The organism is Burkholderia cenocepacia, assembly GCF_014211915.1.
Classification (GTDB): Bacteria; Pseudomonadota; Gammaproteobacteria; order Burkholderiales; family Burkholderiaceae; genus Burkholderia; species Burkholderia orbicola.
The window spans coordinates 288912-310685 of record NZ_CP060039.1 but is presented as its reverse complement, the minus strand read 5'-3'; the positions used below and the strand labels follow the sequence as shown (position 1 = coordinate 310685).

At 69.7% G+C, this 21774-nt stretch carries 23 protein-coding genes; 13 read left to right on the top strand and 10 right to left on the bottom strand.

Annotation, left to right across the window (positions count from 1 at the left end; all coding sequences use genetic code 11):
- The first annotated feature begins 129 nt into the window (after positions 1 to 129).
- Positions 130 to 1026 (top strand): alpha/beta fold hydrolase, encoded by an 897-nt coding sequence (locus SY91_RS01435; protein WP_011546367.1) that lies wholly within the window; start codon positions 130 to 132, stop codon positions 1024 to 1026.
- Positions 1027 to 1090: 64 nt separating this feature from the next.
- Here the strand turns inward: SY91_RS01435 and SY91_RS01430 are convergent, their stop codons facing one another.
- Positions 1091 to 1582, bottom strand: coding sequence for an Lrp/AsnC family transcriptional regulator (locus tag SY91_RS01430; protein ID WP_023477737.1), 492 nt, complete (start codon positions 1580 to 1582; stop codon positions 1091 to 1093).
- 112 nt (positions 1583 to 1694) lie between these two features.
- On the opposite strand from SY91_RS01430, the gene SY91_RS01425 reads away from it, so the two are divergent.
- Positions 1695 to 2597, top strand: coding sequence for a DMT family transporter (locus tag SY91_RS01425; protein ID WP_023477736.1), 903 nt, complete (start codon positions 1695 to 1697; stop codon positions 2595 to 2597).
- 254 nt (positions 2598 to 2851) lie between these two features.
- On the opposite strand, the gene SY91_RS01420 is transcribed toward SY91_RS01425, so the two are convergent.
- Genes SY91_RS01420 through SY91_RS01405 form a run of 4 tightly spaced genes read right to left on the bottom strand, consistent with a single transcriptional unit; the run spans position 2852 to position 5491 of the window.
- Positions 2852 to 3058, bottom strand: a complete 207-nt coding sequence (locus SY91_RS01420) for a DUF1289 domain-containing protein (protein ID WP_023477735.1) — start codon at positions 3056 to 3058, stop codon at positions 2852 to 2854.
- Positions 3055 to 3561, bottom strand: a complete 507-nt coding sequence (locus SY91_RS01415) for a YbaK/EbsC family protein (RefSeq protein ID WP_023477734.1) — start codon at positions 3559 to 3561, stop codon at positions 3055 to 3057. Before SY91_RS01415 ends, SY91_RS01420 begins: the two co-directional genes overlap by 4 nt.
- Before the next feature lie 26 nt (positions 3562 to 3587).
- On the bottom strand, positions 3588 to 4520 hold the full coding sequence (locus tag SY91_RS01410; RefSeq protein WP_006477623.1) for a hydroxymethylglutaryl-CoA lyase: 933 nt from the start codon (positions 4518 to 4520) through the stop codon (positions 3588 to 3590).
- A gap of 29 nt (positions 4521 to 4549) precedes the next feature.
- Positions 4550 to 5491: a 2-hydroxyacid dehydrogenase gene (locus tag SY91_RS01405; protein WP_023477733.1), complete on the bottom strand. Its 942-nt coding sequence runs from the start codon at positions 5489 to 5491 to the stop codon at positions 4550 to 4552.
- Positions 5492 to 5827: 336 nt separating this feature from the next.
- Here SY91_RS01405 and SY91_RS01400 point away from each other — a divergent pair, with 336 nt between their 5' ends.
- Entirely contained in the window at positions 5828 to 6451 is a 624-nt protein-coding gene (locus SY91_RS01400; RefSeq protein WP_012329348.1) for an RBBP9/YdeN family alpha/beta hydrolase, read from the top strand.
- 273 nt (positions 6452 to 6724) lie between these two features.
- On the opposite strand, the gene SY91_RS01395 is transcribed toward SY91_RS01400, so the two are convergent.
- The gene (locus SY91_RS01395; RefSeq protein WP_043888551.1) at positions 6725 to 7009 is read right to left on the bottom strand and encodes a hypothetical protein; all 285 of its coding nucleotides are present in this window, start codon (positions 7007 to 7009) and stop codon (positions 6725 to 6727) included.
- A 553-nt stretch (positions 7010 to 7562) separates the two neighbouring features.
- Here SY91_RS01395 and SY91_RS01390 point away from each other — a divergent pair.
- The 3 genes from SY91_RS01390 to SY91_RS01380 are packed head-to-tail and all read left to right on the top strand — an operon-like array spanning position 7563 to position 11563.
- A complete protein-coding gene (locus SY91_RS01390; protein WP_043888550.1) occupies positions 7563 to 8321 on the top strand; it encodes a (2Fe-2S)-binding protein in 759 nt (252 codons plus the stop codon).
- A gap of 18 nt (positions 8322 to 8339) precedes the next feature.
- Positions 8340 to 9341, top strand: a complete 1002-nt coding sequence (locus tag SY91_RS01385) for an FAD binding domain-containing protein (protein WP_023477730.1) — start codon at positions 8340 to 8342, stop codon at positions 9339 to 9341.
- The gene (locus tag SY91_RS01380) at positions 9338 to 11563 is read left to right on the top strand and encodes a xanthine dehydrogenase family protein molybdopterin-binding subunit (RefSeq protein WP_023477729.1); all 2226 of its coding nucleotides are present in this window, start codon (positions 9338 to 9340) and stop codon (positions 11561 to 11563) included. The genes SY91_RS01385 and SY91_RS01380 overlap by 4 nt, the downstream gene beginning before the upstream one ends.
- A gap of 21 nt (positions 11564 to 11584) precedes the next feature.
- Here SY91_RS01380 and SY91_RS01375 read toward each other — a convergent pair whose 3' ends face one another.
- Positions 11585 to 12505, bottom strand: a complete 921-nt coding sequence (locus tag SY91_RS01375; RefSeq protein WP_023477728.1) for a LysR substrate-binding domain-containing protein — start codon at positions 12503 to 12505, stop codon at positions 11585 to 11587.
- 111 nt (positions 12506 to 12616) lie between these two features.
- On the opposite strand from SY91_RS01375, the gene SY91_RS01370 reads away from it, so the two are divergent.
- Positions 12617 to 13255: a glutathione S-transferase family protein gene (locus SY91_RS01370; RefSeq protein ID WP_023477727.1), complete on the top strand. Its 639-nt coding sequence runs from the start codon at positions 12617 to 12619 to the stop codon at positions 13253 to 13255.
- A gap of 75 nt (positions 13256 to 13330) precedes the next feature.
- Here the strand turns inward: SY91_RS01370 and SY91_RS01365 are convergent, their stop codons facing one another.
- Complete coding sequence (locus SY91_RS01365; RefSeq protein WP_185921018.1) at positions 13331 to 14614, bottom strand: MFS transporter; 1284 nt, start codon at positions 14612 to 14614, stop codon at positions 13331 to 13333.
- A 106-nt stretch (positions 14615 to 14720) separates the two neighbouring features.
- On the opposite strand from SY91_RS01365, the gene SY91_RS01360 reads away from it, so the two are divergent.
- The 3 genes from SY91_RS01360 (at position 14721) to SY91_RS01350 (ending at position 16483) form a co-directional block, all read left to right on the top strand.
- Positions 14721 to 15770 carry a LysR substrate-binding domain-containing protein gene (locus SY91_RS01360; RefSeq protein WP_043888609.1) on the top strand — a complete coding sequence of 350 codons (1050 nt, stop codon included), beginning with the start codon at positions 14721 to 14723 and terminating at the stop codon, positions 15768 to 15770.
- A gap of 93 nt (positions 15771 to 15863) precedes the next feature.
- The gene (locus SY91_RS01355) at positions 15864 to 16103 is read left to right on the top strand and encodes a type II toxin-antitoxin system Phd/YefM family antitoxin (protein WP_011546353.1); all 240 of its coding nucleotides are present in this window, start codon (positions 15864 to 15866) and stop codon (positions 16101 to 16103) included.
- Positions 16103 to 16483, top strand: coding sequence for a type II toxin-antitoxin system VapC family toxin (locus SY91_RS01350; protein ID WP_023477905.1), 381 nt, complete (start codon positions 16103 to 16105; stop codon positions 16481 to 16483). The genes SY91_RS01355 and SY91_RS01350 overlap by 1 nt, the downstream gene beginning before the upstream one ends.
- A 21-nt stretch (positions 16484 to 16504) precedes the next feature.
- Here SY91_RS01350 and dapA read toward each other — a convergent pair whose 3' ends face one another.
- Positions 16505 to 17398 (bottom strand): 4-hydroxy-tetrahydrodipicolinate synthase, encoded by an 894-nt coding sequence (dapA, locus tag SY91_RS01345; protein ID WP_023477904.1) that lies wholly within the window; start codon positions 17396 to 17398, stop codon positions 16505 to 16507.
- A 451-nt stretch (positions 17399 to 17849) separates the two neighbouring features.
- Between dapA and SY91_RS01335 the strand changes: the two genes are divergently transcribed.
- The gene (locus SY91_RS01335) at positions 17850 to 18869 is read left to right on the top strand and encodes a sulfate ABC transporter substrate-binding protein (RefSeq protein WP_006484066.1); all 1020 of its coding nucleotides are present in this window, start codon (positions 17850 to 17852) and stop codon (positions 18867 to 18869) included.
- 164 nt (positions 18870 to 19033) lie between these two features.
- Complete coding sequence (locus tag SY91_RS01330; protein ID WP_011546349.1) at positions 19034 to 20002, top strand: ion channel; 969 nt, start codon at positions 19034 to 19036, stop codon at positions 20000 to 20002.
- Positions 20003 to 20034: 32 nt separating this feature from the next.
- Here SY91_RS01330 and SY91_RS01325 read toward each other — a convergent pair whose 3' ends face one another.
- On the bottom strand, positions 20035 to 20649 hold the full coding sequence (locus tag SY91_RS01325; RefSeq protein WP_006477638.1) for a glutathione S-transferase family protein: 615 nt from the start codon (positions 20647 to 20649) through the stop codon (positions 20035 to 20037).
- A gap of 406 nt (positions 20650 to 21055) precedes the next feature.
- Between SY91_RS01325 and SY91_RS01320 the strand changes: the two genes are divergently transcribed.
- A complete protein-coding gene (locus SY91_RS01320; RefSeq protein WP_023477903.1) occupies positions 21056 to 21613 on the top strand; it encodes a DapH/DapD/GlmU-related protein in 558 nt (185 codons plus the stop codon).
- The last annotated feature ends 161 nt before the right edge of the window (positions 21614 to 21774 follow it).

Below are 21774 nucleotides of genomic sequence, written 5' to 3'. Positions count from 1 at the left end.
AACAAACTGCGCGGTGTGCCGGCAATCGAGTGAGTGTTCTCTTTCTACGGTTTCGCGTGCTTGCGCCGCTGTGAAGACGCGTCGTCGCTCCTAAAATAGCCGCCATAACAAACCAACGAGAAACAAACCATGTCGTTTGAGGCGTTTGCACCGTTTCGCGTGACGGTGCAGGACACCGACATTTTCGGTGTCAAAGGAGGCACGGGTCCGCCGTTGCTGTTGCTGCACGGCCATCCGCAGACCCACATGATCTGGCATCGCGTTGCGGCGACGCTCGCGAATCACTTCACGGTGATCGCCACCGACCTGCGCGGCTACGGCGCATCGGGCCGGCCGCCGAGCGACGCGCGGCACACGCCGTATTCGAAACGGGCGATGGCGGCGGACCAGGTCGCCGTGATGCGGCATTTCGGCTTCGAGCAGTTCCACGTGTGCGCGCACGATCGCGGCGCGCGGGTCGCGCACCGGCTCGCGCTCGATCACGCGGACGCCGTCGAGAGGATGATGCTGCTCGATATCGCGCCGACACTCGCGATGTACGAGAAAACCGATCGCGCGTTCGCGACCGCGTATTTCCACTGGTTCTTCCTGATCCAGCCCGAGCCGCTGCCCGAGACGCTGGTGGGCGCGCACACCGATGCGTACATCGAGCGCGTGATGGGCAACCGGTCGGCCGGGCTGGCGCCGTTCGCGCCCGAGGCGCTCGACGCGTACCGGGCGGCGCTCGCGCAACCGGGCGCCGTGCATGCGATGTGCGAGGACTACCGCGCGTCCGCGACGATCGATCTCGAGCACGACCGTGCGGATCTCGAACGCGGCAACAAGGTCGCGTGCCCGCTGCGCGTGCTGTGGGGCGAGCACGGCGTCGTCGGCCGCTGCTTCGATCCGCTCGACGAATGGCGGCGCGTCGCGCGCGACGTCAGCGGCCGTGCGCTCGATTGCGGGCACTACATTCCGGAAGAGGCGCCCGCCGCGCTGATCGACGAACTGCTCGCGTTCTTCGAGGCGCGCGACGCGGCGGCATGACGGTGCGGGCGCGCGGGCGGCGCGTGCCGCCCGCGGCTCAGGGATGTACGCTTGCCGTCGCGGCTCAGCGGTGTGCGTGGTCGTCCTCGACGAGCGGCGGCAGGCGGCGCGGCACGGGCGTCGATTTCACGATCGCGGTGCTCGTCTCCGCGCGCTCCGTCACCTTCGACAGGATGTCGTCGAGATGCTCGATCGTGCGCAGGTAGAGCCGGCAGATGAAGCAGTCGTCGCCGGTGACCTTGTCGCATTCGACGAACTCGGGAATCCGCCGCAGCAACTCCTCCACCAGATGCAACTGGCCCGGCAGCGGCTTCACGCGGACGATCGCCTGCAGCGTGTAGCCGAGCGCGCGCGGATCGAGCTCGACGGTGAATGCGGCGATCACGCCTTGCGCCTCGAGCCGCCGCACGCGGTCGGCGGTCGCGGGCGCCGACAGTCCGATCTGCCGGGCGAGTTCGCTGGTCGCGAGGCGCGCGTCGTCGGCCAGCGCGGCGACGATCGCGCGGTCGGTCGCGTCGAGCGACGCGACGGCGGGCGGGGAAAGGCGTTTCGGCATGATCGCTTTGCTTTCGAAGGTGAATTGGCGGATTCACTTCAGTTTAGTCATGGTTATGGCGAAAGCAAGTTTCTAGAATCGAACTCATCCCCGCTTTTCAACGGAGTTCATGATGGCCTCGAATGAAATTCGCCGCGGCGCCGCCGAGATGATCGTCGCGATGCTGATGTCCGGCACGATCGGCTGGCTCGTGATGTCGTCGCAGCAGCCGCTGACCAATGTCGTGTTCTTCCGCTGCATATTTGGCGCCGCGACGCTCGCGATCGTCTGCGCGGCGTTCGGCTTCCTGCGCCGCTCGCTGTTCTCGCCGCGGATGCTCGCGCTCGTGGCGCTCGGCAGCCTCGCGATCGTCGCGAACTGGCTGCTGCTGTTCGCCGCCTATTCGCGCGCGTCGATCTCGATGGCGACCGCCGTCTACAACACCCAGCCGTTCATGCTCGTCGCGCTCGGGGCCATCGTGTTCCGCGAGCGGATCACCGCGTCGACGCTCGCGTGGCTCGCGCTCGCGTTCGCCGGGCTGGTGTTCGTGGTGCGCGTCGAGCCGGCCGTGCTCGCGGTGCCCGGCGAATATCTGGAAGGCGTCGCGCTGTCGCTCGGCGCGGCATTCCTGTATGCGATCTCGTCGATCATCACGAAGCACCTGAAGGGCACGCCGCCGCATCTGCTCGCACTGCTGCAGGTCGGCCTCGGTATCGTGCTGCTCGCACCGTTCGCGCACTTCGACACGTTGCCGGCGACGGCCGGGCAATGGCTCGACCTGATCGTGCTCGGCATCGTCAACACCGGGCTGATGTACGTGCTGCTGTACGGCGCGATCCAGAAGCTGCCGACCGCGATGACGGGCGCGCTGTCGTTCGTCTATCCGGTCGTCGCGATCGTCGTCGATCGCGTCGCGTTCGGGCAGACGCTCGCGTGGACGCAGGTATTCGGCGCGCTGCTGATCCTGCTCGCGGCGGCCGGTGTGAACCTCGGCTGGAGGATCGTGCCCACGCGTCGCGCGGCGGTCGGCAACTGAAACGGTCAGACGATTCGACGCGGCCGCGCGGTGACGCGACGGCCCGTCGAGGGCGCGTATCGGGAACGACGGTTGCGCACGAAATGACATCACGCGGCTGTCGCGCGCAGCCGTGAAAAGCGCTGTAAGAAGTTGTAGGGAAACACCCGATGCGATGCGGTCGCGTCGCTCGTATGATGCGGGCTGTGACGTTGATCACGTTCACAGGATTCCGATCTCGATGCCGTTCGCCCGTGAGGTTGAACGGCTTTTTTTTATGTCTCGCTGCCCGCGATCAGGCGCCGCCGCGCGTCGAGCCGCGCGAGCAGCGCGCGCCTCTCGTCGTCGTCCGACTCACGCCATCCCTTGATCTCGCCGCGCGTGCGCAGGCAGCCCGCGCACCAGTCGGTGCGCGGATCGATCCGGCAGACGTCCGTGCACGGCGACGCGACCGTGGCGACCGGCATCGTCACGTCGCTCATGCGGACTCCCGCAACGCGACGTCCGCGACCGGCGCGCCCGTCAGCGACACGAGCTCGTGCGGCGACAGGTTGAACACCGCGTGCGGATGGCCGGCGGCGGCCCACAGGCTGTCGAGCGCGAGCAGGTCGGCGTCGATCAGCGTGACCGGTTCGACCAGATGGCCGATCGGACAGACGCCGCCGATCGCATAGCCGGTGTTGTCGCGCACGAACTTCGCGTCCGCGCGGCCGACCGGGCCGACCTGCGCGGCGACCTTCTTTTCATCCACGCGGTTGACGCCGCTCGCGATCACCAGCACGGGTGCGCCGTCGGCCTGCCGGCGAAACAGGATCGACTTCGCGATCTGCGCGACCGAGCAGCCGAGCCCGGCCGCGGCCTCGGCCGACGTCTTGCCGGTTTCGGCGAGCATCACGATGCCTTTCGCATGGCCGCGCTCGCGCAGCAGCAGCGCGACGCGTCGCGCGGAATCGGGGAGGGAATCGAATGAAGCGGGTGTCGTCATGTCGGGGAATCCGTGGAACGAGATGATCAGACGCAGTTCGCGGCGTCGGCCGCGCTCTGCGCCTTGGCAAGCAGTGCACGCCCGGCGCGCGACACGTTCGCGCGGCCGATCGCGTTCGAGATGAAATCGCCTGCGGCGACGACCTGCGCGAGATCGATGCCGGTCTCGATGCCGAGGCCCTGCATCAGGTACAGCACGTCCTCGGTCGCGACGTTGCCGGTCGCGCCCTTCGCGTACGGGCAGCCGCCGAGGCCCGCGACCGACGCGTGGAAGATCTCGATCCCTTCGAACAGCGCCGCGTAGATGTTCGCGAGCGCCTGGCCGTAGGTGTCGTGGAAGTGGCCCGACAGGCGTTCGCGCGGGAACACGCGCGTGACGGCCGCGAGCACTTCGCGCGTGCGCTTCGGCGTGCCGACGCCGATCGTGTCGGCGATGTCGATCTCGTCGCAGCCGAGCGCCGCGAACCGTTCGACGACGTCGACGACCGACGCGACCGGCACCTCGCCCTGGTACGGGCAGCCGAGCGTGCACGACACGCTGCCGCGCAGCCGCAGGCCCGCGTCCTTCGCGGCCTTCGCGACGGGCTCGAAGCGCGCGATGCTCTCGGCGATGCTGCAGTTGATGTTCCGCTGCGAGAACGCCTCGCTCGCCGCGCCGAAGATCACGACTTCGTCGGCACGCGCGGCGAGGGCATGCTCGAAGCCCTTCAGGTTCGGCGTGAGCACCGAGTACACGGTGCCCGCGCGGCGCTCGATGCCGGCCATCACGTCGGCGCCGTCGGCCATCTGCGGCACCCATTTCGGCGAGACGAACGACGCGGCCTCGACGTTGCGAAAGCCGGCGCGCGACAGCCGGTCGACGAGCGCGATCTTCACGTCGGTCGGCACGAAGGTCTTCTCGTTCTGCAGCCCGTCGCGCGGGCCGACTTCGACGATCTTGACGGCGGTGGGGAACGTCATGGTTGTCTCCGGTTTTGTGTAGGCGGAATTCAGTAGCCGCGCGCGTAGTCGACGATGCCGCTGACGGGCGCGCCGCGCTCGAACGCGCGGATCTTGCCGGCGATCTGCTCGACGGCTTCCGTGCGCAGCGTCTCGGCCGAGCTGTGCGGCGTGATCGTGATGCGCGGCGCGCGCCAGAACGGATGGTCGTCCGGCAGCGGTTCGTGCTGGAACACGTCGAGCGTGGCCGCGGCGACCTGGCCGCTTGCAAGTGCGTCGAGCAGGTCGGCTTCGACGAGATGCGCGCCGCGCGCGACGTTGACGACGTACGCGCCGGGCGCGAGCCGCGCGAACGCGCGCGCCGACAGGATGCCGTCGGTATCGCGCGTGCTCGGCAGCAGGTTGACGAGCACCTTCGCGCCGTCGATGCACGCGTCGAACGCGCCGTCGCCGGCGAAGGTCGTGACGCCGTCGAGCTGCTTCGCGCTGCGGCTGTAGCCGCGCACCGGCAGGCCGAGCGCGGCGAGCGCGCGGGCGACCTCGGCGCCGAGCACGCCAAGGCCGAGGACGGCGACGGTGAAGTTCGCGCGCGCATGCGGTTCGAGCGGCTGCCAGCGGCGTTCGCGCTGTTGCAGGTCGTATTCGTCGAAACGGCGCAGGTAGCGCAGCACCGCGTGCGTCACGTATTCGACCATCTGCTGCGCCATGCCGGAATCTTCGAGCCGCACCAGCGGCACGTGCGCGGGCAGCGTGCCCGGATGCGCGTGCTCGAGCGCGAGCAGCGCATCGACGCCCGCGCCGAGGTTGAAGATCGCGCGCAGGCCGTCGCGCGGCGCGAACAACTCGCGCGGCGGGCGCCACACGAGCGCGTAGTCGGCGGCGGCCGTATCGCCCGGCTGCCAGGCGCGCAGTTCGGCTTCCGGCAGCGCACGCGCGATCTCGTCGCGCCATGCGCTGGCGTCCTGATGCGGTGAATGGAACAGGATCTTCATTGCGTGACGGCGCGCGCGCCGGCGAGGTGCGTCGCGGGAACGACGAGTAGAGCCGGGCGCGGCGCGCCGGCGGACGTAGCGGACATCGGGCGACTCCTGACGACCGGCCCGGCGCGTCGGCGCGGGGACGGTTCCGTGTGAAGCAGACGGGAAGCCCACATTCTACGGTTTCGCCGCGCATTGCGCCGTCGTGCGGGCCGGGCGTTCGACCCGGGCCGCGTTTCGCACGGTCGCCGGGCCGTCGGCCGAGCAAAAGCAAAGCACAAAATATTGGTTCGGTCGCCGCGTACCCGACGCCACAATCGAACCTCGTCTTCAAGCAAGCGGAGGGCAATCATGCGCGCATGCAGCAAATCGGCGTGGCCGCCGCGGCTCGTCACCGTTCCGGGCCTGCACGGCAGCGAAGGCGCCCACTGGCAGACCTGGCTCGAGCGGCAGTTCCCGCGCTCGTTGCGCGTCGAGCAGCACGACTGGGACGCGCCCGATCTCGCGGGCTGGGCGCAATCGGTGCGCGCGCTGCTCGATCGCGAGCGCGGCCCGTTCGTGCTCGCCGCGCACAGCTTCGGCTGCCTCGCGGCCGCGCATGCGCTCGCGCAGTGGCCGCATGTGGGCGACGTCGCGGGCGTGCTGTTCGTCGCGCCGGCCAGCCCGAAGAAATTCACCTTTGCCGGGCCGTTCGACGCGCGCCGGCTCGCGGTGCCGTCGATCGTGATCGGCAGCGAGACCGATCCGTGGATGCCGCTCGCCGATGCGCGCGCGCTCGCGCAGCGACTGGGCAGCGCATTCGTGAACCTCGGCGACGCCGGGCACATCAACACGGCGGCCGGCTTCGGGCCGTGGCCGCGCGCGAAATATTTCATCGACACGCTGGTGCATTGCGCGGCGCCGCTGCGCTTTCGCGACGCGGACGACGGCTTCGAGGCCGCGCTCGTCGATCGCGCGCTCGCGCACGCGGTCTGACGGGCGGGTTGCGCGGCGCATGCCGCGCGGCGGCGGTCGCGGCATCGCGCGCCGTCGCGCTTGCGGCGCTTGTTGCGCTTGTGGCGCGCGCACAGGCCTGACGGCGGCCGGGTCCGAATCGCTTGGCCGGCCGGGCTCGGCATCGCCCGTGAGGTGGTGCGACACCGTGCCGTTCGTGCCGTCGCCGACCGTTACGTCATGCCAGCGCTGGCTCGACGTGAGCGCCCGCCGCTCTCCCCGAGCGGTACCGACTTCTATCACGTGGCGACGGAATCAGCCCGGCGACGACGCGGCCGTGCTGGAGGCTGCTGCATTCGCGGCGGGCTTCGCATCGTCGTCGTCATCGGGCGGGTAGTGCACGACGGGCAGCGCGAGCGGCGCGGCATCGGACGCGGCCGTATTCGCGGTCGCGTCGCTGTTGAACGCGCTGGCGGCGCCGCTCGAGGCGCCGGCCTGCGGCGCGGCGTCGGTCGCGTTGGCGTCGTGCGGTGCGTCGTCGCTGCACGCGGCGACGAACACGGCGGTACACAGAACGACGGCGACGGAAACGCGACGCATGACTTTTCTCCTGGCAGGCTGATCGGGAAACGTTTTCGAGTATGCCGCCGCGATGCGACGTTTCGGTGAATCGTCTGCGTTCGGGGCGTGATCGCGACAGGTTTTCGTCAGGCTGACCGAAGGCCGTCGCGGCGATCCGCCGGCACGCATGGCGGAATTTTCCAGCAGACGCGGATGCTGCGCACATTTACACGGCGCGCCACGCCGCGACCCGGCCGCGGCGACGCGCGCGCCATGCGCGGCATGGCCAATGCGCCCGGCAACTTGCGACCGATGCGCGGCCCGTCACGCCCAAAAACCGGGCGTTATTGCCGCTTCGTCAGCGAACGGCCAGCCGCGCGCCAGCGTGGCGTCATGGAGCCGCTATCACCGGCAACGCGGCCAGCTGTTGCCCGGTATGCGCCACGCACAGGCGGCCGGCACCGCACCGGCACGCTGTCCCCACAATTTCGCGGCACCCGAATTGCTCTTTGCCGATGCGCGTGCCAACCGTGCTGCCATTCGGGCACGGGCGGCACATCCGCGTCCATCCACCATGGAGCGAGCAGAAGTCATGTCCAGCGATCGATCCGATTCTCCGTCCGCCGAACCGGCGCGCGATGCCGCCCCGTCGCCGCTCGGGACCAGCCATTCAGCGGGGGCGCCGCCGCTGTCGCACGATACGCCGTCCAGCGCCGCGCGGCGCCGCTTCCTGCAATCCGCGGCGGCTGCCGCGACCGTCAGCGCCGCATCGCACGTTCATCCGCAGCCGCCGCACGCGGCATCCACGCCGGCTGCGCCCCGCCGCGATACGGTGCCGGCGCGGCCCGTGCGTCTCGACATCAACGGACGCGCGTACACGCTGCAACTCGAACCGCGCGTCACGCTGCTCGACGCACTGCGCGAATACGCGGGACTCACGGGCACGAAGAAGGGTTGCGATCGCGGGCAGTGCGGCGCGTGCACGGTGCTCGTCGACGGGCGACGCATCAACGCCTGCCTGACGCTCGCGGTGATGCACGAAGGCGCGCGGATCACGACCGTCGAAGGGCTGGCGCGCGGCGGCGAGCTGAGCCCGGTGCAGCGCGCATTCGTCGAATGCGATGCGTTCCAGTGCGGCTACTGCACGTCCGGCCAGCTCTGCTCGGCGACCGCGCTGCTCGACGAGTTCGCGGCAGGTGCGGGGAGCGCGGCCACCGACGACGTGCGGCGCCGTCCCGAGCACCTGTCGGACGACGAGATCCGCGAGCGCATGAGCGGCAACCTGTGCCGCTGCGGCGCGTATCCGAACATCGTCGCCGCCGTGCGCGCCGCGCATGCGGCGCACGGCTAGCCGACGGAGGGCACCGCAATGGAAGCGATCTCCTACGAACGCGCGACGGACGTCGCCGGCGCCGTGCGCGCGGCGCAGCGGCCCGGCGCGGCCTTCATCGGCGGCGGCACGAACCTGCTCGACCTGATGAAGGGCGGCGTCGCGCGGCCCGTCACGCTCATCGACATCACGCGCATCGCGGGTCTGGATTCGGTCGACGCGCTGCCTGGCGGCGGCGTGCGCATCGGTGCGCTCGTGCGCAACAGCGACGCAGCCGACCATCCGCGCCTGCGCGCCGACTATCCGCTGCTGTCGCAGGCGCTGCTCGCCGGCGCGTCCGCGCAATTGCGCAACATGGCGACCGTCGGCGGCAACCTGATGCAGCGCACGCGCTGCCCGTATTTTTACGATCCCGCGTTCGCACAGTGCAACAAGCGCGACCCGGGCAGCGGCTGCGCGGCGATCGGCGGCCACAACCGGATGCACGCGATCCTCGGCGCGAGCCCGCAGTGCGTGGCGGTGAACCCGTCGGACATGAGCGTCGCGCTCGCCGCGCTCGACGCCGTCGTGCAGGTGAGCGGCCCGCGCGGCGCACGGCAGATTCCGATCGCGTCGTTTCACCGCTTGCCGGGCGACCGTCCCGATCTCGACACGACACTCGAACCGGGCGAACTGATCACCGCGGTGGACTTGCCGCCGCCGCGCTTTGCCGACCATGCGCACTATCTGAAAGTGCGCGATCGCGCGAGCTACGCGTTCGCGCTGGTGTCGGTCGCGGCCGCGCTGCGGATGGACGGCCCGCGCGTCGCCGACGCGCGGATCGCGCTCGGCGGCGTCGCGCACAAGCCGCTGCGCGCGAGAGAGGCGGAAGCGCATCTCGCGGGCCGTACCCCGACCGACGCGACACTGCGCGAGGCGGCCGCGCTGGCGTTGCACGATGCGCGGCCGCTCGACGGCAATGGCTTCAAGGTCGCGCTCGCGCAGCGGGCGATCGTCCGTGCGGTCGGAACGGCAGCCGCCGCCACGGGAGGTGCCGCATGAACACGTTGACGGGACAACCGCTCGACCGGGTCGACGGCGTGCTGAAGGTGACGGGCGGCGCGCACTACGCGGCCGAATTCTCCGATGCGCGGCTCGCGCATGCGGTGCTCGTGACGAGCACGATCGCGTCCGGCCGCATCGAATCGATCGATGCGGCGCGCGCCCGCGCGATGCCGGGCGTGCTGATCGTGATCACGCACGAGAACGCGATGCGGCTGCCCAACGGCGGCCGGCCGCCGCTGTCGCCGCCCGCCGGGCGCCGGCTCACGTTGCTGCAGGACGACACGGTGCGCTACAGCAACGAACCCGTCGCGGTCGTCGTCGCCGAAACGCTCGAGCAGGCGACCGACGCCGCGCATGCGGTGCAGGTGCGTTATCGCGCGAGCGAGGCGGTGGTGGATTTCGCGCAGGCGAAGCGCGGCGCGCGCGTGCCGCCGAAGCAGCAGGGCCGCGCGATGGATACGCAGCGCGGCGACGTCGAGGCCGGCCTGCGCGAAGGCGCGGTGCGTGTCGACGCAACCTATACGACGCCGATGCAGCACCACAACCCGATCGAGCCGCACGCGACGATGGCGCGCTGGGACGGCCCGACACTCACGCTGCACGACGCGACGCAGGGCGTGTCGGGCGCGAGCACGGCGGTGGCCGCCGTGTTCGGCATCGCGCCGGAGCACGTGCGCGTGATTTCGCCGTTCCTCGGCGGCGGCTTCGGTTGCAAGGGTTCGTCGTGGTCGCACGTGTCGTTGTGCGCGATGGCCGCGAAGCAGGTCGGGCGCCCGGTTCGTCTCGCGCTGACGCGGCCTCAGATGTTCGGTCCGGTCGGCGGGCGGCCGTTCACCGAGCAGCGCATCGTGCTGGCCGCACGCCAAGATGGAGCGTTGACCGCGATGCGCCACGACACGATCGCCACTACGTCGACGTTCGAGGACTGGATGGAGATGTGCGGGATGCCGTCGCGCATCATGTACGCGGTGCCGAACCAGGCAACCACGCACCGGATCGTGTCGCTGAACGTCGGCACGCCGACGTTCATGCGCGCGCCCGGCGAGGCGTCGGGCTCGTTCGCGCTGGAATCGGCGATGGACGAGCTCGCGTGGCGGCTCGGCATGGACCCGGTCGCGCTGCGGCTCGCGAATTACGCGGAGGTCGATCCGCAGGACGGCAAGCCGTGGTCGAGCAACAAGCTGCGCGAATGCTACGAGGCCGGCGCGCGGCGCTTCGGGTGGTCGCGCCGCACCGGTGCGCCGCGCACGATGCGCGATGGCGACACGCTGATCGGCCTCGGGATGGCGGCCGCCACGTATCCGGCGAACCGCAGCGAAGCGTCGGCGCGGGCGCGCATCCTGCCGGACGGCACGGCCGAAGTCGCGTCGGGCACGCAGGACATCGGCACCGGCACCTACACGGTGATGACGCAGGTCGCGGCCGATGCGCTCGGTTTCGCGCCGCAGAACGTGCGCTTCGCGCTCGGCGATTCCAGTCTGCCGCGCGCGCCGGTATCGGGCGGCTCGCAATCGGCGGCTAGCGTGGCGCCCGCCGTGCGCGAGGCCGCGCTGCAGGCGCGCGCGAAGCTGATCGCGCTGGCGATCGCCGACTCCGGATCGCCGCTGCATGGCACCGCGGCCGACGACGTGACGGTCGACAACGGCTGGGTCGTGCATCGCGGCGACCCGTCGCGGCGCGATCCGGCCGCGGCGGTGATCGCGCGTGCGGGCGGCCAGCCGATCGACGCGCAGGCGACGGCGAAGCCCGGCGACGAGAAGTCGCGCTATGCGTCCCATTCGTTCGGCGCGGTGTTTGCCGAAGTGCACGTCGACGCCGAGCTCGGTACGATTCGCGTGCCGCGCATCGTCGGCGTCTACAGCGTCGGCCGCCTGCTCAACGCGAAGACGGCGCGCAGCCAGTTGATCGGCGGGATGGTGTGGGGGCTCGGCACCGCGCTCGAGGAAGGCTCGCATCTCGACGTGCGCCACGGCCGCTTCACGAACGCGAATCTCGCCGAATATCACGTGCCCGTGAACGCGGACATCGGCGAACTCGACGTGAGTTTCGTCGACGAAAACGACACGCATTTCAATCCGCTCGGCATTCGCGGCATCGGCGAGATCGGCATCACCGGCGTGCCGGCCGCGATCGCCAATGCGGTCTATCACGCGACCGGCGTGCGGGTGCGCGATCTGCCGATCACGCTCGACAAGGTGGCGATGCCGATGCGCGCGTGAGCGTCGGCATCGGCATTGGCGTCAGCGCCGCGGCGTCCTGCGCCGCACTTCGCTGCGCAGCCAGTCGAGCCAGGTACGGATCGCGGCTTCGTGCGGATGGCCGGGGCGCCACACGACGTAGTGCGCGTACACGTCGGTGATGCGTACCGTCGACACGCGCACGAGCGTGCCGTCGGCGAGTTCCGGCTCGATCAGCGAGCGGCGCGCGAGCGCGACGCCGCGGCCTTTCAGTGCCGCGTCGATCAGCGCGTTCGTGTCGGTGAAGCGCGGCGCGCGCGCGGATTCGGTGAGGTCGAGCCGCGCGGCCTGGCACCACGGTTCCCACGGCTGCGCGGGATGACGCAGCAACGTCGCGCGCACGAGGTCGGCCGGCGTGCGCGGCGCGACGCCGTCGCGATTGCGGTATGCAGGGCTCGCGACCGGGAAGATCGTCTCGTTCATCAGCTTCTCGGCGATGACCCCGGGCCACGTGCCGGGCCCGTAGCGCAACGCGACGTCGATGCGATCGCGCTTGCGCAGCGGCGCGAGCGCCACGTCCGGATGCAGCACGATCGAGATGTGCGGATGCGCGGCGGAGAAGCGCGGCAGGCGCGGCACGAGCCAGCGCTCGGCGACGCTCGGCAGCACGCTCACGTTCAGCGTCACGTCGCAGGTGCGCGGGCGGCGGCGCACCGCCAGCGTCGGCTCGAACGCGCGTTCGAGCACGCTCAGGCCCTGGCGAACCTGCAGTGCGAGGGCATGCGCGGCGTGCGTCGGCGTCGCGCCGTTGCGTTCGCGCGTGAACAGCGGATAGCCGAGCTGCGCCTCGAGCGCGCGGATGTGCTGGCTGACCGCGCCTTGCGTGAGTGCGAGTTCGTCGGCCGCGCGCGTGAAGCTCTGCAGCCGCACGGCGGCTTCGAACGCGCGCAGCGTCTGCAGCGGAGGGAGGTGGATGCGTCGCATACGGGTATTAGTAACACTAATGTCCGAGCACGACAATTCATCGTTTGCCGCGCGGCGGCGTGCGTTCCTACACTCGGTTCCGTCTTCCACAGCCCGTCGGGCCACACCGCCATGAACGCCTATCGTCTCTATCTTTCGCCGGGCGCCTGCTCGCTCGCCGCCCACATCGCGCTGGAGGAAACCGGCGCGCCGTTCGACGTCGAGATCGTGTCCGTGCGCGAGCAGCAGAACCTCGAAGCGCGCTATCTCGCGATCAACCCGAAAGCGCGCGTGCCCGTGCTCGCGATTCCGGGCGAGCCGCGCGCGCTGACCGAAACGCCGGCGATCCTCACGTATCTCGCGCGCCGCTATCCGGATGCGCAATTGCTGCCGCTCGACGATCCGCTGCGCGAGGCGCGGTGCCACGAATGGCTCGCCTGGCTGGTCGGCTGGGTGCATGGCGTCGGCTACGGCGCGCTGTGGCGGCCGGGCCGCTTCATCGACGATCCGGCGCTGCACGGCGCGGTCAGCGCGCACGGGCGCGGCACGATCGACGCCGCGAACGCGTCGATCGAAGCCCTGCTGGCCGACGGCCGCACGTGGGCCGAGCCGGGCGCGCATTCGATCGTCGGTCCGTTCCTGCTCGTGCTGTATCGCTGGGGCGTCGCGATCGGGCTCGACATGACGCGGCATCCTGCATGGACCGCTCATGCGCAGCGCGAGGCCGAACGGCCGGCCGCGCGGCGCGCGCTGGCGCGCGAGGCGGCCTGACGGGGGGAGCGGGCGTCGCGGGTCTTTGCCGCGATGCCCGCGTCGCCCGAGTCGCCCGAGTGAAACGGTCGGCGGCTATTTCGCCGCGAACAGCGGATAGGTCGCGCTCGCGACCAGCGCCGCCGCGAGCCACACCACGCTCCACGAACTCGCGGCGAGCAGCGGCGGAATCGCGAGCGGCGTCGCGAACAGCCCGAGGTAGACGACCGTGTTCGCCATCCCGAGCGCGGTGCCCGCGTGGTTCGCGCCGGCGAGCGTCGCGAGCTCCGTGTACGCGACGCCGTGCCAGGCCGACACGCAGATGCCGGCGAACACGAGAATCGCGACGATCGCGGCGAGCGGCACATGCGGGCTGCCGGCCGTGGCCGCCGCAAGCAGCGTGAACGACCCGGCCGCGACGAACACGGAGCCGCGCAGGTACGCGCGGCGGTTACCGTGCCGGTCGGTGTGGCGGCCGCTCCAGACCCGCATCACCATCGCGCCGAGTTGCAGCGCGACCATCGCCGCGCTGATGCCGGCGAGGCCGAGCCGGCCGAAGTCGTGCAGGAACACCGTCGCGAACGTGAGCACCGCGAACTGCGGCGCGCACAACAGGCCAATGCCGAGCACGATCCGCCACACCGGGCGGCTCGCCAGCGGGTTGCGCGCGTGGCTGGCGGCCTGCGGCCGTTGGGCCGTGCGAGGCGTGGCGACGTGTGGAGCGAGGCGCGCCGCGGCCGGCTCGGCGGGCGGCTCGTGCAGCCAGCGCCACGTGAGCGCGGCCGATCCCGCGCACAGCAGCATCAGCGCACCGAACACCGCGGCGAAGCCGGCATGCGACGCGAGCGACGGCAGCAGCGCCGCGCCGAGGCCGCCGCCGAGCGGGACGGCCGTCTGGCGGATGCTCATCGCGAGCCCGCGTTCGCGCTCGCCGAACCAGCGCATCACCGCGCGCCCGCTCGAGCCGTTCACGCTGCCGCCGAGCAGGCCGACGCAGCACATCGCCGCGACGACGCGCATCAGCGGCGGCACCGCGTGCGCGGTCGGGACGATCGTGCACACCATCAGCGCGAGCATCGCGGCCGTCGCGACGAGCCCGGTCAGCAGCACGCGGCGGTCGCCGAAGCGGTCGGCGGCGATTCCCCACGGCAACTCGGACAGCGCGACGCCGAAGCCGAGCGCGCCGAGCACGAGGCCGAGCGCGCCGTTGTCGAGGTGATAGGCCGAGCGCATCCACACGGCCGTGGTCGGAATACCGGCCGCGGCGGCCGAAAAGCTCAGGTTCGCGGCGACGCCGGTCGCCAGCACGCGCCAGCGATGGGCGGGCCCGCGCACGTCGCGGGCAGGCGAGGAGGGAGAAGCGATGCACGACGTATCCATGACGGTAGACCCGGTTCGAAGTTGACGTCCACAGTCTGGCGGCCTACATTCATCCTGAAAATCGGAAAGTTTTTGACGAATCGTTCGATGAAACAGGATGATTGAAATGACTGGACAAGACATTCCGCGCGACGGCGGCGAGCCGCTCGCGGGGGCCGATGCCGCGCTGGCGCGGCCCAACTTCGACGTCGCGGCGTTGCGCAGCCTCGTCGCGGGCGTGGATCTCGGCAGTTTCGCGAAGGCGGCCGACCGCGTCGCGCGCTCGTCGTCGGCGGTGAGCGCGCAGATTCGCAAGCTCGAGGAGCAGGCCGGCACGCCGCTGTTCGTGAAAGCCGGGCGCGGGCTCGCGCTGACCGACGCCGGCGACGCGATGGTGCGCTACGCGCGGCGGATGATCGAGCTGAACGACGAGGCGGCCGCGGCCGTGCGCGGCGTGAAGCTCGACGGCTGGGTCCGGGTCGGGCTGCAGGAGGATTTCGGCGAGGCGATCCTGCCGGACGTGCTCGGGCGGTTCGCGCGTGCGCATCCGAAGGTGAAGATCGAGGCGCGCGTCGCGCGCAACGCCGATCTGCTCGACCGGCTCGATGCGAACCAGCTCGATCTGGCGCTCGTGTGGGGCGATCCGGCGTCGGCGGCGCTCGTGTCGCGGTCGGGCGTCGACAGCGAGGCGATCGCGCACGTGCCGATGCAATGGATCGGCGCGGTGGCGGGCGGGCGTGTCGCGATGATGGACGGCGGCGGGGATGCGGGTGGGGAGGGCGGTGTGCGCGGTGAGGGCGAGGGCGGCCGTGCCGTGCGTGCGACGGGCGAGCCGTTGCCGCTCGTCGTGTTCGACCGGCCGTGCCGGTTCTTCGGCGCGGCGACCGATGCGCTCGACCGCGCGGGTATGCCGTGGCGCGTCGCGTTCACGACGCCGAGCCTGGCCGGCTTATGGGCGGCCGCGGCGGCCGGTCTCGGGCTGACGGTGCGCTCGCATTACGGGCTGCCCGCGTCGGTGCGCGTGCTCGATGCGGCGTCGTGCGGGCTGCCGGCGCTGCCGAGCCTGCCGCTGATCCTGCTGCGGCGCACGTCGTCGGCGACGCCGACGGTCGACCGGCTCGCGCGGATCGTGACGCAGGCGGTGGGGGCGGCGACGGAGGGAGCGCTTGCGGCGTGATTCCGGACGCGACGACCAGCCAGTGTCCGAGCGGCTGGACGTTCGGCCTATTGGAGCAATGACGCGAATGTCGCAACAATGGTGGGTCACTCAATGGAGCTCATCATGCAAGTTGCCACTGTCCCCGAAGCCACGCTCGATCTGCAGCGGCTTCTCGATGCCGCGATTGCCGGCGAACGTGTCGTGATCACGCAGGCCGGCAAGCAGGCGGTCCGGCTCGTGCCGCTCAGGCCGATTCATCCATTCGGTGCCCTCGAGGGGCAGATGTGGATTGCGGATGATTTCGATGCACCGCTTTCCGTCGAAGAACTGGCCGCATTCATGGGGAAGTAATGCGGCTGCTGTTCGATACGCACATCTTTCTCTGGGCAGTGGCGAACGATCCGAAACTGAGCGTTCGCGCGCGCAGTTTGATCACCGCTGCCGATGAAGTGTTCGTTAGCAGCGTGAGTATCTGGGAAGTTGCGATCAAGGCCGGGACGGGAAAGCTGGATGTCGATGTGGATCGTCTGGTCGACAAGATCAACACGAGCGAGTACCGCGAACTGCCGGTTCGAATGGCGCACGGCGCGGCCGTGCGTCATCTACCCCACTACCATCTCGATCCATTCGACCGCCTGCTCGTCGCGCAGGCGTGGTACGAACCGCTGTTGCTCGTGACCGCGGACGGCCATCTTTCGCAGTATGGCGCGTCACGGATTTTGACGGTTTGAAACAGTTTTCGGCGCGAAATCCTACGCTGCCGCGGTAATTTGCGCGGACGCCTCGAGCGTCGCGCAAATCGCCGCCAACCGCTCCCGCAACCCCTCGCTCGCCGGCACGAACGGCAGCCGCAACCCGTCCTCGCACCACCCTTGCGCGGCGAGCACGGCCTTTACCGGCGCCGGGTTGGGTTCCGCGAACAGCGCCGCGACGAGCGGCTGCAGCGCGACCGACAGGCGCCGCGCATCGGCGAGCCGCCCGTCGCGCAGTAGCGCGTGGATGCGCACATGCCATTCGGGCAGCACGTGCGCGCTGCTCGCGATCGCGCCGTGCGCCCCCGCGCACATCGCCGCGAAATTCTGGTTGTCGTCGCCGGACAGGATCGCGAGCGGCGTGTCGTGCACGAGCCGGCTCATCCGGTCGAGCGTACCGCCGCATTCCTTGATGCCGGCGACGCGCGAGTCGCACGCGAGCGCCTGCAGCGTGTCCAGTTCGACGTTCACGCCGGTGCGGTACGGGATGTTGTAGACGAGCACCGGCAGGTCGGCCGCGTCGACGATCGCTTCGACATGGCGACGGATGCCGTCCTGCGTCGGCCGCACGTAGACGGGTGGCGTGACGAGCAGCCCGTCGGGGCGCAGCGCCGCGAGTTCGCGCGCGCGGGCGGCCGCGAAGTGCGTCGCGCTCGCGGTCAGCCCGACGACGATAGGCAGCCCGGGCGCCGCGTCGCGCAGCGTCGCGAACACCGCGTCCTGTTCGCGCGCGTCGAGCAGCACGCCTTCACCGGTCGTCGCACCCGCGACGAAGCCTGCGATGCCCGCGGCCGCATAGCGGCGCGCGAGCCGCGCGAGCGCCGCATGGTCGACCTCGCCATGATGAAACGGCGTGATGATCGGCAGCCAGATACCTTCGAAACGTGTGTTCATGCAAAGCCTCATGGTGGAAACGGAGTGGGAAGGAACCGTTCCGCCGGCAGCGTGCCGGAGCGAGGCGTGCGTGCAAGGAGAATGAAACGACCTGCGGGCATCCCGTCCGGCATTCGCCTGACGGGACGCGACGTCCCCGTCAGTCGAGGAGTCGTTTTTTCAGTTTCAGCCCGGCCGCGCGCGCACCTGCCGCGACGGCGGCGAGGATCGAGGGCGAGCGCAGGGTAGCGGACATGGATGAACCGTGAGTGGGCTGAGCGGCGATCTTAACACCGGGGCGGCGGCGCGCGCGAGCCCCGGCCGCCGTTTAGCAGAATTCGAGATTTGCTTTCCACGACTGATTGGAAGGCGCGCCGCGGCCGGCCGCTAGAATGCCCGCTTACGTTTCGATGACAGCGCGTACGCGTGCGGTCACGCACATTCACCACCACTGGAAACGGGGCATATCACGATGGCAAGCATCAAGGGGATCGGCCGCTGGCTGCACACGGGCGCGGCGGCGGCGCTGGTCGTGGCGGCGACGGCCGCGCACGCGGATACGTCGATCCTGAACGTGTCGTACGACGTGACGCGCGAGCTGTACAAGGACATCAACGCGAGCTTTGCCGCCGCCTACAAGCAGAAGACCGGCGAGACGGTCACGATCAAGCAGTCGCACGGCGCATCGAGCGCGCAGGCGCTGTCGGTGCTGCAGGGGTTGCAGGCCGACGTCGTGACGATGAACCAGCCGAACGACATCGACCTGCTCGCCGAGCGCGGGCAGCTTCTGCCCAAGGACTGGCGCGCGCGCTTCCCGGACAACAGCTCGCCGTACTCGACGACGATGGTGTTCCTCGTGCGCAAGGGCAACCCGAAGGCGATCAAGGACTGGAGCGATCTCGCGAAGCCGGGCGTCCAGGTGATCATCGCGAACCCGAAGACGTCGGGCAACGGCCGCTATGCGTATCTCGCCGCATGGGGCTTCCAGAAGCAGAAGGGCGCGACCGACCAGCAGGCGCTCGACTTCGAGAAGGCGATCTTCCGCAACGTGCCGGTGCTCGATTCGGGCGGCCGCGGCGCGACGACGACGTTCACGCAGCGCGGCATCGGCGACGTGCTCGTCACGTTCGAGAACGAAGTCGCGCTGATGGACACGGGCGCATCGGGCGCGCAGTTCGACGCCGTATATCCGTCGGCGAGCATCCTCGCGGAGCCGCCGGTCGCCGTCGTCGACAAGGTGGTCGACAAGAAGGGCACGCGCAAGGTCGCGCAGGCGTATCTCGATTACCTGTACACGCCGGAAGCGCAGGAGATCATCGCGCAGCACCATTTGCGCCCGCGCGACGCGGCCGTGCTGAAGAAGCATGCGGCCGAGTTCAAGGCGCTGAAGACGTTCAGCGTCGAGCAGGTCTTCGGCAGCTGGGCGAACGCGCAGAAGACCCATTTCGCCGACGGCGGCACGTTCGACCAGGTGATCGTCGACCGGAAGTGAATGCGGTGCGCGCGACGCGCGAGCCCGCATGACGACGCAGCCGGCCGCTCGTGCGGCCGGCTTTTTTACGCCTGCGCGGCGCGTTGCCGTTCCAAACCGGCCCGCATTCCCGCCCGCCGCCGCGCGTGCTACGCTCATCGCCTCCCTGCAACCGGCGCCGCGCGATGAACGTCGATTCGTCCTCCCCAGCCTCCCGCGGCCGTGGCCGCAAGATCTGGTCGGGCACCCGCCCGGTGATCGCGTACGGGATGCCGCCGCTCGGCTGGCGCGACTTCTACCATCGCGCGCTGACGGTCAGCTGGCCCGTGTTCTTCCTGTCGCTCGCGGTGCTGTTCCTGCTGCTCAACGGCGGCTTCGCGACGCTCTACCTGCTCGGCCATGCGCCGATCGCGAACCAGTCGCCGGCCGGCTTCGGCGGCGCGTTCTTCTTCAGCGTCGAGACGCTTGCGACCGTCGGCTACGGCGACATGCATCCGCAGACGGTCTATGCGCACCTCGTCGCGACGTTGGAGATCTTCGTCGGGATGTCGGGCATCGCACTGGCCACGGGGCTCGTGTTCGCGCGGTTTTCGCGGCCGCAGGCGAAGATCCTGTTCGCGCGCTACGCGATCGTGCGGCCGCTCAACGGCCGGATGACGCTGATGGTGCGCGCCGCGAATGCCCGCCAGAACGTGATTGCCGAGGCGCAGGCGAAACTGCGGCTGATGCGCGTCGAAGGCACGCACGAGGGCTACTCGCTGCGCAAGATTCACGACCTGCCGCTCGTGCGCAACGAGCATCCGATCTTCCTGCTCGGCTGGAACCTGATGCACGTGATCGACGAGTCGAGCGCGCTGTTCGGCGAGACGCCCGAGTCGCTCGCCGCGCGCGAAGCGTCGCTGTTGATCACGATCGAGGGCTCGGACGAGACCACCGCGCAGGTCATGCAGGCGCGTCACGAGTGGGCACATGACGCGATCCGCTGGGGCCACCGCTATGTCGACCTGATGCACGATGAGGACGGCATCACGCATATCGATTACACGCATTTTCATGAAGTCGTGCCGATCGACGTCGATACCGACGAGCGCGGTTCGCCGGGCGTGGTGATTGACGCGGGTGCGTCGGCGCCGGGGCCGGCCGCGCAGGCGTGATCAAGGGCGGCGGGGCGCCGCCCCGTCGCGCGTCATGCGTGCAGCAGACGCGCCGCTTCGCGCTGTTCGATCGCGACCGCGCGGCGGAACGCGTCGCGGTCCTCGGCGCGTGCGACGTAGTCGCCGAGCACGCCTTCGTGCGGCAGCAGATGCGCGTCGAACGCGATCTTCAGCGTGCTGGCGAGCAGCAGGTCGGCGGCGGTGAAGCGTTCGCCGACGAGCCAGCGGCTATGGGCGAGCGCTTGCGCGAGGGCGCGCTGCACACGCGTGATATTGCCCCAGCCGAACGCGACCGGGTTGCCCGATGCGCCGGTGAATTTCTCGGCCATCGCCGGTTCGAGGCAGGTCGGCGTGAAGAACATCCACTGGAGGAAGCGGCCGCGCAGCGGATCGTCGGGCGCGACGCCGAGCCCGGCGCCCGGGCAACGGTCGGCAAGATAGAGCAGCACGGCGCCCGATTCGGCGAACGGGGCGCTGCCGTCGTCGAGCGCGGGCAGCTTCGCCATCGGGTTGACCTGCACGAACGCGTCGCTGCCCTGTTCGTGCGAGCGCAGGTCGATCGGCACGAGTTCGTACACCACGCCGATTTCCTCGAGCATCCACAGCGCCCGGAATGCCCGGGTCTTCGGCCAGTAGTAGAGCTTCATCGCGCCTCCGCGTTTGGGTGCTGCTGTCGATCCGGTCGATGCTCAAGCGTACCCGAGCGCGGGAGGTTGGGACAGGGGCGCCCGGCTAGGGGCGCCCGGCTAGGGGCACAGGGCCAAGGGCGTCCGGCAACGGGTACCAGATTCGGTTGCACGCAGTTGATTCGATGCGTTGGGGCAGCGGTGAATCGCGGGAGATGACCCGCAGAGCCTTGCGGGACTGAAATTCGTAATATAACTAGTTATAGAAAAACTAGTTATGAAAATTCAGAGAAATCCTTGGCGCGAACCAGCATTGCTACATTGCGCCCGGCTCATGGCCCAGTACCCGCGCATACGGTAACGCAATCGCCCGGCCGCGGTCGCCGACGCATCACGCACCGTCGCACTCACCGGAGACAAGTCACGCATGACAACCGACGATCGCACCACGATCATTCCGCGCAGAACGCCCGAATCGGCGGCCATGGTGGCCGAGGTCAAGCGGGCGATGGCGATCACCGCGCGGCTCAACCGCCTGACGTTCGACGATGCGGCGGACGTACGCGCATTGTTCGGTGAACTGATCGGCTCGCAGGTGGACGACGGCTTCATGCTGATCCCGCCATTCCATGCGACGGGCGGCGCCGGTATGAAGCTCGGACGCAACGTGTTCGTCAATCAGAACTGCACGTTCTACGACCTGGGCGGACTCGAGATCGGCGACGACGTGATGATCGGCCCGAACGTCAGCCTGATCACGTCCGGTCATCCGGTCGAGCCTTCGCGGCGGCGCGACGGCGTGATCGCGAAGCCGATCGTGATCGAGCGGAACGTGTGGATCGGCGCGGGCGCGACGATCATCGGCGGCGTGACGATCGGCGAGAATGCGGTCGTCGCAGCCGCGGCCGTCGTCACCCGGGACGTCCCGCCGAATACGCTGGTCGGCGGCAATCCGGCGAAGATCATCCGGTCGATTGCCGAATAACGTCGCCCGGTGTGCGCGCCGGTGCGATGAGGCATCGGCGGAGGGATGTGGACAACCGCTCACCACGATCACTCGAAACGCTGTGCATTTGAACGGTGAGCGTGCCGCCGAGGCCGGCCCGACAAGCCTTTCCAGCCTTTCCAGCTTTTCCCGATTGTTGC

Bases quoted from the DNA above. Each gene is read 5' to 3' on its own strand.
- SY91_RS01435 (WP_011546367.1), top strand. From the start codon at position 130: ATGTCGTTTGAGGCGTTTGCACCGTTTCGCGTGACGGTGCAGGACACC.
- SY91_RS01430 (WP_023477737.1), bottom strand. From the start codon at position 1,582: ATGCCGAAACGCCTTTCCCCGCCCGCCGTCGCGTCGCTCGACGCGACC.
- SY91_RS01425 (WP_023477736.1), top strand. From the start codon at position 1,695: ATGGCCTCGAATGAAATTCGCCGCGGCGCCGCCGAGATGATCGTCGCG.
- SY91_RS01420 (WP_023477735.1), bottom strand. From the start codon at position 3,058: ATGAGCGACGTGACGATGCCGGTCGCCACGGTCGCGTCGCCGTGCACG.
- SY91_RS01415 (WP_023477734.1), bottom strand. From the start codon at position 3,561: ATGACGACACCCGCTTCATTCGATTCCCTCCCCGATTCCGCGCGACGC.
- SY91_RS01410 (WP_006477623.1), bottom strand. From the start codon at position 4,520: ATGACGTTCCCCACCGCCGTCAAGATCGTCGAAGTCGGCCCGCGCGAC.
- SY91_RS01405 (WP_023477733.1), bottom strand. From the start codon at position 5,491: ATGAAGATCCTGTTCCATTCACCGCATCAGGACGCCAGCGCATGGCGC.
- SY91_RS01400 (WP_012329348.1), top strand. From the start codon at position 5,828: ATGCGCGCATGCAGCAAATCGGCGTGGCCGCCGCGGCTCGTCACCGTT.
- SY91_RS01395 (WP_043888551.1), bottom strand. From the start codon at position 7,009: ATGCGTCGCGTTTCCGTCGCCGTCGTTCTGTGTACCGCCGTGTTCGTC.
- SY91_RS01390 (WP_043888550.1), top strand. From the start codon at position 7,563: ATGTCCAGCGATCGATCCGATTCTCCGTCCGCCGAACCGGCGCGCGAT.
- SY91_RS01385 (WP_023477730.1), top strand. From the start codon at position 8,340: ATGGAAGCGATCTCCTACGAACGCGCGACGGACGTCGCCGGCGCCGTG.
- SY91_RS01380 (WP_023477729.1), top strand. From the start codon at position 9,338: ATGAACACGTTGACGGGACAACCGCTCGACCGGGTCGACGGCGTGCTG.
- SY91_RS01375 (WP_023477728.1), bottom strand. From the start codon at position 12,505: ATGCGACGCATCCACCTCCCTCCGCTGCAGACGCTGCGCGCGTTCGAA.
- SY91_RS01370 (WP_023477727.1), top strand. From the start codon at position 12,617: ATGAACGCCTATCGTCTCTATCTTTCGCCGGGCGCCTGCTCGCTCGCC.
- SY91_RS01365 (WP_185921018.1), bottom strand. From the start codon at position 14,614: ATGGATACGTCGTGCATCGCTTCTCCCTCCTCGCCTGCCCGCGACGTG.
- SY91_RS01360 (WP_043888609.1), top strand. From the start codon at position 14,721: ATGACTGGACAAGACATTCCGCGCGACGGCGGCGAGCCGCTCGCGGGG.
- SY91_RS01355 (WP_011546353.1), top strand. From the start codon at position 15,864: ATGGAGCTCATCATGCAAGTTGCCACTGTCCCCGAAGCCACGCTCGAT.
- SY91_RS01350 (WP_023477905.1), top strand. From the start codon at position 16,103: ATGCGGCTGCTGTTCGATACGCACATCTTTCTCTGGGCAGTGGCGAAC.
- dapA (WP_023477904.1), bottom strand. From the start codon at position 17,398: ATGAACACACGTTTCGAAGGTATCTGGCTGCCGATCATCACGCCGTTT.
- SY91_RS01335 (WP_006484066.1), top strand. From the start codon at position 17,850: ATGGCAAGCATCAAGGGGATCGGCCGCTGGCTGCACACGGGCGCGGCG.
- SY91_RS01330 (WP_011546349.1), top strand. From the start codon at position 19,034: ATGAACGTCGATTCGTCCTCCCCAGCCTCCCGCGGCCGTGGCCGCAAG.
- SY91_RS01325 (WP_006477638.1), bottom strand. From the start codon at position 20,649: ATGAAGCTCTACTACTGGCCGAAGACCCGGGCATTCCGGGCGCTGTGG.
- SY91_RS01320 (WP_023477903.1), top strand. From the start codon at position 21,056: ATGACAACCGACGATCGCACCACGATCATTCCGCGCAGAACGCCCGAA.